Below are 5,645 nucleotides of genomic sequence, written 5' to 3' on the forward strand. Positions count from 1 at the left end.
ACACGGCAAATCACCGGTATTGACTTTCATCTTTGCAAAATCGGTAATGAGAACCATGATTTGGTGATTGATTTGGTGACCACAGAAAACGGCTATCCTACCGCCGATATTCAAGCGCAAAGCTTTTATTCTATGAAGGGCGCAAAGCTAGGTTGGGCAGAAGCACGCTATGATGTACCACTCCTTGTGATGGATGACCGCTTAACGGCTTTTGTCATTAAAACCGATGATGCTGATCATTCTGTCTCACTAGCAAAGCTTGGGGATTTTGATGCAGAACACCAGAGATATGTCTCAAGTCACCCTTACGTGACCGGTCCACGCTTTTCTTCTGTTAACGCACAAAGTTGGACAGCCCATCAAGATGAGGCTTTAGCCTTTCGGGTGCTCGCTGCCCGCTATAGGCAAACAGAAAAGATTGTCGATTTAGGCACTTTTGATCTTGTGGACTGCTCTGATTTACAAATACGCGCAGCCATTGAGTTGCCTTCAAGCGATTGTTCTGTCATCTTTGAAATTGAAAGAAACAACGGCACGGTTTATCAACTCCTTCCCTTTCAATTGCTCAGTCTTACTGAATATATCAGTGAAAAGATCAAGCTTCGCGCTATTCTTAAAGGAACAGAGAAACTCTCACCGGTGTTATTTGCGCCTGTTCAATTGATCGCGGGAAAGATCCATAAGGAAGCGACCTATGTCACGCGTGCTTTTGCCTTTGGTGAAAAGGCAAGGTTAACGAGCTATATCAAAACCTTTTTACCGGGTGGTGCAACCTTTTCACTGGAGATGCAACTAGATGATGGTGGTTTCACCCCTTTGAAACTTGACGAAACAGAACAACTCGCTGAACCACTTTGGACAGAACGAAAATTTGTGAGCAGTGACAAAACAGCCAAACAAGCGCGCCTCAAACTCACTCTTACCGGTGGACCAGCAGCGCGGTCCATGGTGAGTGATTTTGGCGCTGGCATATTGTGATGGGAGAACAGAGATGACCAAAACCAAAAAACTCGACATGGAATTGCCTAAAGAGGGGCGTTTTATCAGTTCTGAATTCCCAATCTTGCGGGAAAACTTGACCAAAATTGATCAAGCTCTTTTGGCTGTTGAGGAAAAGGTAAACGAAAAAGCACCTTCAAAACACACGCATACAATAAGTGATATCGCAGATCTTGAAGCAGCCCTTAAGGGCAAGATGGCAGCGGATAAAACCTTCTCATTTGCTGATTTAAGCGATATCGAGGGTGCAAAAGATGCCGCAAATAATTATGTTCTCTATAAATCAAGCAACAATAACTTCACTTTTGGCAGTGCTGTCTCACTGTTAGGCGCACATCAACATAAAACCGAAGATATCGTGGGGCTTGATGATTTTAGAGCCAAGATCAATGAAGATCTCACAAGCTATGGTCGCTTAGCCAGCCCAAATGAATGGCAGAATTATAATAAATTTACCAGCAAAATCACTATGAGTGGTGGCTTAGAACTTTTGGGTAATTCGTCGTTTAGCCTTATTCATAATGGTGAAACGGTGACAAGTTTAAGCACAAATGGAAGTACCTTGAAAGGACCTTTGAGAGTTGATGGTGATGTTGTTTATACGAAGGCGCAAGTGGATGCCGCCATTTTGGCACAAATAAAGAGTCTTAAAAAAGATTTGATCGATAAAATCACAAATTGGCCGGCTCTTGCTGATGCTGAATTGCTCTATACACAGGATGGGAAAATTCAGTGGCCCATCTGGGTCACCGATAAAACTAAAGTTGAGATCCAAGCTTGGGGTGGTGGAGGTAGTGGTGGTAGAGCGTTTGGGATAGGATTAGGAGGAGGTGGCGGCGGTGGCGGTTGTTCAGTCTGGTATGGCTATAAAGCCAGTTTAAATGGTCATGAAGATATCATCATTGGTAAAGGAGGGGCTTCTATTGCAAAGAATTTTGTAAGCGGTAAGCCTGGAGAAACAACAACCATTGGCAAAAATTTTATTACCGCTACCGGAGGAAAGGGTGGTGGGGGAGCTGACGCCCGTATCTCTCACTCGATTACTGGGAGTACGACTTCCTTCTATTCAGGCGATGGCGGTGCTGGAGGAACAGGTGGAAACTTTGGTTTAGCAACGGATGAACATCCAGGAATTGCCAAAGGCGGAAATGGTTATGCTGGAACGAATGGAATTACGAGTAAAACAAGCGGTAATGGAGGCGATGCTGGAGGTGATACATCACGTGGTGGCTCTGGAGGAGTCGGCAAAGGTTCCTATAGTTCGGGAAAAGCAGGGCGTGGTTTTGGGGGCGGAGGTGCTGGCTCTCATGGAGATTCCTCTCCAAGCGGCGCTGGAGCTGATGGCGCTGTCCTCATAAGATTATGGAAAGATTAAATACAAAACTAAAAATAGCACAAGTCAAATGGATAGCTGTTGTATAAGCTGGCTTGTATGATTTTAAGCCCTTTAAAGAGCTTTTTGACTGACAGTGTCAGTTTTATGAAAGGCAGCTCTTGTTGTTATTGTTTCTCTATTGATTTGGAGAGCAAAATGGCAACAAAAGTAAATACTCTCTATCGCACTATAGCAAAATCATTCTTTATCTTTAGAAGAAGCCCCGAAATCACGGCGTGCTCCCTCTTCTATTCCAAAAGTTTTGTAAAGAGATTAACGGCTCTTAGCAAGCCGCTCTGATAACCTATCGCTATGAGAAATCTAGCGGATAACCCACAGCAATTATCCTAAAAACTCAAAAACAAGGAGAACGGAACAAAAAATAGAGGCTGGGCTGGTTGTCCAGCCAACGGGACTTAGTTTTGCGAACAACCCCGCCCGATGTAACACAACTTAACATCGCAGCCACTTCTTATCACTTGGAAACAGTGAGAAGATGGCTACTATAGATGAAAGAGTGTTAAAAAATGATGGATATACTTTGTAAAGAAAAATTAAAATCTATTGATCCTATAGAACCAGCTGCCGCTTATGTTGGTGGCAAAATAAAGTTGGCAAAAACCATTATCAAAATCATTGAAGGCATTCCCCATCGCACTTATGCCGAACCTTTTGTTGGCATGGGAGGAATATTCTTTAGGCGGAAATTGATTCCCTTATATGAAGTCATCAATGATCGCTCAGGCGATGTGGTGAATTTTTTTCGGGTGTTGCAACGCCATTATCACCCTTTTATGGATCTGTTGGAGTTCCAGATTAGCAGCCGTGAGGCGTTTCAACGTTTTACGTTACAAGATCCAAAGACGCTTACGGATTTAGAGCGAGCTTTGCGGTTTTTATATCTACAGCGGTTGAGTTTTGGTGGGCAGGTGGCAAAGCGTACCTTTGGAGTTGATCCCCACCGTGGTGCACGGTTTAACTCTTTCAAACTTGAAGGGTTCTTAAAGCTTATTTACCGGCGTTTATCAGGTGTCACTATTGAACATTTAGATTGGTTTGATTTTATCAGGCGTTATGACCGGCCAACGACCTTGTTTTACCTTGATCCACCTTATTGGGGCGTTGAGAATTGCTATGGCAAGGATTTGTTTAAGCGAGAGGATTACCAGACGATGTCCACACTGCTTGCACAATTAAAGGGAAAGTTTGTTCTGTCTCTCAATGATGTGCCAGAGATCCGAAAAACCTTTAGCCAATTTAAACTAAAAGAAGTGAATACATCTTATACATGTGGTTCAAATAATCCAATGCCGGCTCAAGAGCTTATTATCTCAAATTGCGATTTCTAAAACGAGAAATAATACATATTAAAGGGTCTTTAAATGATCTTTGAAGACCTTTTGAAACCCCTTAAAAATCTTTCAAAAAAATAAATTAGTATAAAACCTAAGCTATCAGACTTTCTAGTGGAATATTGAACTGTTGGTGCAAGTTTTTAATCATGCGCAGTGTTAATTTTCTTTTACCACTCAAGATTTCATAAACACGATTTAAATGACCAATCGCAGGAACGAGATCTTTAGCACTTAAGTTCATTTGTTCCATTCTAAATTTAATAGCTTCAATCGGGTGAGGAGGAGAAACAGGATAGTGTTCTGCTTCATACGCTTCAATCAACAACACAAGAACCTCCATTTGATCAAATTCTGGAGTATTCTCTTTAGGTTGATTGTCAAACATTGCAGACACAATTTCTAAAGCTTCTTGATACTCTCTCTCTGTACGAATTGGTTTGATATTCATTTCTTAAATTCCTTTAGTTCTACAGTGTTGGCATCAATCGCATCATACTGTTTATGCGTCCCTATAAACTTTATGTAAAGCCAACCTGCTGGATAAAAGATTGAAACAACTAAACGATAATCATTGCCTCTAATATTAAAAACAACACGATTATTCTTTAATATGCTTGCATTTTTATATTTCTCTTTAATGTCATGAGGAGAACGCCATTGTGCGTTTTTAGCTTCATCTACCCATGCTTTTAATGGTTGTTCAGCATCAGGATATCGAGTCCAAAAAGTTTGAAGTGTGGAGATTTTAACAATTTTCATAAGTGTATCCTGATTTTTATCAATCTTAGTACCATTTTGGGACTAAGTCAAGATATTTATAAAAAGAAAGTGCTTGTTGAAAACAAACCTTTCTCAAGAGCAGCTTTTTACCTCTCATTTTTCCCATTCATTTTAATTCACCACTCATTTAAAGGAGCATAAAGTATGGCAACAGGTTTTCTACACGGTGTTGAAGTTGTCGAGGTTGACGACGGCACCCGCCCCCTTCGCGCGGTACAATCGGCAGTTATCGGGATTGTTGGCACGGCGCCCGATGCAGATGAACAAGCATTTCCTCTTAATACACCCGTTTTGGTAACAGGCTCTCTTTCACAAGCCGCTAAACTGGATAAAACAGGCAAGCGTCAAGGCACCCTACCTAATGCCCTTGATCTCATTTTCAAGCAAGTGGGTGCCATTGTTGTTGTCGTGCGCGTGAACGAGGGTGACAATGAAAATGCAACACTCACCAATGTTCTTGGCGGTGTAAACGCAAATGGTGCTTATGAAGGTGTTCATGCTTTGATTGGAGCGCAATCCATTGTAGGACAAACACCACGCATTCTCATCGCTCCAGGCTTTACACATCAACGCCCTTCCAGTGTGAATATTGAAGAGAATGGAACTGATGCAACTGCCAACCCCGTCGCAGCAGAACTCATTGGCATTGCAGAGCGTCTGCGTGCTATTGTGGTGCTTGATGCACCAAACACGACAGATGAAGCAGCCCTTAGCACAGCAAAGGATTTTGATTCAAAACGCGCCATTATCATTGACCCTTTTGTAAAGGTGAATCGTGATGGAAAAATCATAGAACAGCCAGCAAGTACAGCGGTTGCAGGTGTCATTGCTAAAACTGATTTTACACACGGTTTTTGGCATTCTCCTTCAAACAAAGTGATAAATGGCATTGTTGGTATTGCACGCCCCATTGATTTTTCCATTGGTGATCGATCAAGCCGCGCCAACCTTCTCAATGAACAAAACATCACAACCATTATCCGCGAAAACGGCTATCGCCTTTGGGGTAATCGCACCCTCTCAAGCGATACAAAGTTTGCTTTCTTATCGGTGGTGAGAACCGCAGATATGATCAATGATGCCATTTTGCGCGGGCATCTATGGGCTGTCGACCGCAATATCAAAAAGACCTACAT

At 42.3% G+C, this 5,645-nt stretch carries 5 protein-coding genes and 1 pseudogene; 4 read left to right on the top strand and 2 right to left on the bottom strand.

Annotation, left to right across the window (positions count from 1 at the left end; genetic code table 11):
• The 3 genes and pseudogenes from ACFINL_RS09260 to ACFINL_RS09270 form a co-directional block, all read left to right on the top strand.
• Positions 1–978 (top strand): annotated as a pseudogene (locus ACFINL_RS09260) (DUF4815 domain-containing protein); the annotation flags it as partial.
• 13 nt (positions 979–991) lie between these two features.
• Complete coding sequence (locus tag ACFINL_RS09265) at positions 992–2,374, top strand: Bgr_08870 family protein (protein WP_375651451.1); 1,383 nt, start codon at positions 992–994, stop codon at positions 2,372–2,374.
• Positions 2,375–2,904: 530 nt separating this feature from the next.
• The gene (locus ACFINL_RS09270; protein WP_375635109.1) at positions 2,905–3,723 is read left to right on the top strand and encodes a DNA adenine methylase; all 819 of its coding nucleotides are present in this window, start codon (positions 2,905–2,907) and stop codon (positions 3,721–3,723) included.
• Between the two features lie 97 nt (positions 3,724–3,820).
• Here the strand turns inward: ACFINL_RS09270 and ACFINL_RS09275 are convergent, their stop codons facing one another.
• Both ACFINL_RS09275 and ACFINL_RS09280 read right to left on the bottom strand, forming a co-directional pair.
• Positions 3,821–4,177, bottom strand: coding sequence for a type II toxin-antitoxin system HigA family antitoxin (locus ACFINL_RS09275; RefSeq protein ID WP_375624310.1), 357 nt, complete (start codon positions 4,175–4,177; stop codon positions 3,821–3,823).
• Positions 4,174–4,488 carry a type II toxin-antitoxin system HigB family toxin gene (locus ACFINL_RS09280; protein ID WP_375612347.1) on the bottom strand — a complete coding sequence of 105 codons (315 nt, stop codon included), beginning with the start codon at positions 4,486–4,488 and terminating at the stop codon, positions 4,174–4,176. The genes ACFINL_RS09275 and ACFINL_RS09280 overlap by 4 nt, the downstream gene beginning before the upstream one ends.
• Positions 4,489–4,653: 165 nt before the next feature.
• Between ACFINL_RS09280 and ACFINL_RS09285 the strand changes: the two genes are divergently transcribed.
• On the top strand, positions 4,654–5,645 hold a 992-nt coding region (locus ACFINL_RS09285), incomplete at its 3' end, for a phage tail sheath subtilisin-like domain-containing protein (RefSeq protein WP_375651452.1).

It is taken from the genome of Bartonella sp. AA78NXGY (assembly GCF_042197005.1).
GTDB lineage: Bacteria > Pseudomonadota > Alphaproteobacteria > Rhizobiales > Rhizobiaceae > Bartonella.

What these genes read in the sequence shown, in the direction of transcription:
- ACFINL_RS09265 (WP_375651451.1), top strand. Translation starts at nt 992, where the DNA reads ATGACCAAAACCAAAAAACTCGACATGGAATTGCCTAAAGAGGGGCGT.
- ACFINL_RS09270 (WP_375635109.1), top strand. Translation starts at nt 2,905, where the DNA reads ATGGATATACTTTGTAAAGAAAAATTAAAATCTATTGATCCTATAGAA.
- ACFINL_RS09275 (WP_375624310.1), bottom strand. Translation starts at nt 4,177, where the DNA reads ATGAATATCAAACCAATTCGTACAGAGAGAGAGTATCAAGAAGCTTTA.
- ACFINL_RS09280 (WP_375612347.1), bottom strand. Translation starts at nt 4,488, where the DNA reads ATGAAAATTGTTAAAATCTCCACACTTCAAACTTTTTGGACTCGATAT.